Origin of the sequence: Halorubrum sp. BV1, assembly GCF_000746205.1 — an archaeon.
In the GTDB taxonomy this organism is placed as follows: Archaea; Halobacteriota; Halobacteria; order Halobacteriales; family Haloferacaceae; genus Halorubrum.
On record NZ_JQKV01000026.1, the window covers coordinates 1 to 1,573 of the forward strand.

A 1,573-nucleotide genomic window follows, 5' to 3' on the forward strand; every position below is an offset into this window, starting at 1 on the left:
AATATAAATTACTGGATTTCGGGGAGGGAGTCATCAATGGGATTTTCAGTAGGCTTGGTTCAGCACGGACTTTCAGAGTCGTTGGGTTCCTAGCACTGCTGGCTCTGTTTACATTCGCTGGATTGGTAGAATTGTGGTGTTGGTTAACGCTTGGTGGCGAGTTCCTAGGGATTGCGAATAACTCCTGTATGCATCTGTTCAGCAGAAGCTACATCCAACACGCGACCGAGTTGTCGTTCTCATTGACGGGCTTCCTATTCGTCGGTGTTTCAGTTGTCGCGGTAATCACTCGCCAGTCAAGTGATGAGCCTACACAGACGGCGGAGCTAACTATCGTAACAGGAGAAGAAATACCTGAGGTTGAGGGCACCTATTCGCTCTACAGGGATGAGATAGAACGCTATGTGGGAGGCAGTAGGATTGATAGTACGTTGATCGGCTGGTCCGTAGTCAGCAACTCTCCAGAGTCTCTTATTGCATACCGAGAACAAAAACTCCCAGTAGAGCCCCCAGATGGCACATATGAGATCTGGAATAGTATAACAGGTCCCACACCCACTGAGGGAGATGCATGGCGCCTTCACGAGACGACTGATCAACAGAGGGATGATGAGCCACTCCCGGATTGGCTACAGGGGCCAAATGGTGAGATTGATTGGTGGATCGTACCTGATACCGAGCCACAGCTTGAGGCGTTCAAGTTGAAACTCAAACGTGCTGTAGGCTACGCCGTATCGGCGTCAATACTTGGCGTGATAATACAGTCGTACCCATGGAATCTAAGTACTGATCCAGATCCCTGGCTTGAGACCCTCCCGATGCACCAACACCTGCTCTATGGCATATTAGCAACCATCTTTACATTCGTGTTTATCGGGATGGCGTGGACCTCGATCGGTCTACTCGAATTAATCCAGAAGTCACGATCTGCGGACTAAGAAGTGGCAATAATTTCATATGTACAAGATCCAAACGCCATGTAGATTTGAGTCGCAGCTAAGAAGGATTGTTTAGGATTGATTCGGTGTCGAAGGCACCGCAGGCAGCTGGGGGCTGAGTAGATCTCGGAGACTCTTCATTGCCTTCTGTTTTCCACCGGGTCGAAGCGGTACGTGCTGTACTTCAAAATCGCGGACCGTTTGGCGCTGTGCCGGGCGTTCTTTCTCTGCATACAGGATACTCCCCGTCTGATCAACTGAGAGGAGATCGAGGATATATGTGAGGAATCGCTGATAATCCGAGAGCTGGAGCGAATCCCAACTTTTCGATTTGGCGTCTCCGATCCAGACGAGTTTATCGTCCACTACTAAGGCGAAATCGGGGCGCCCAGCTCCGACTTCGAATGCAGAGGTCAGGTAGTTGCTGTATCGATAGACGCTGCTATTGTACAAAAGCGTCACATCTGGGGTAATGGTATACGTGCCGGCGATCTGACCCGCGTCTGGGGACGTTTGATAGATCTCCTCGAAGAATTCGAGTAAGACGCCAAGACACCAGAGTTCGTAGATCTTGCTAATCGGTTTGACCGCTGTATTGAGCTGATCCTCAATCCGAGTTTCGAGGCGTCGGCCAC

The 1,573-nt window shown here is 50.3% G+C and carries 2 protein-coding genes; one reads left to right on the plus strand and one right to left on the minus strand.

What is annotated here, in order from left to right:
- Positions 1 to 938, plus strand: a 938-nt coding sequence (locus tag EP28_RS14260; RefSeq protein ID WP_230455353.1) for a hypothetical protein, incomplete at its 5' end; no start/stop codon positions are given.
- A 72-nt stretch (positions 939 to 1,010) separates the two neighbouring features.
- Here the strand turns inward: EP28_RS14260 and EP28_RS14460 are convergent.
- Positions 1,011 to 1,573 (minus strand): hypothetical protein (locus EP28_RS14460; RefSeq protein ID WP_196219638.1); only part of this gene is annotated, 563 nt, incomplete at its 5' end.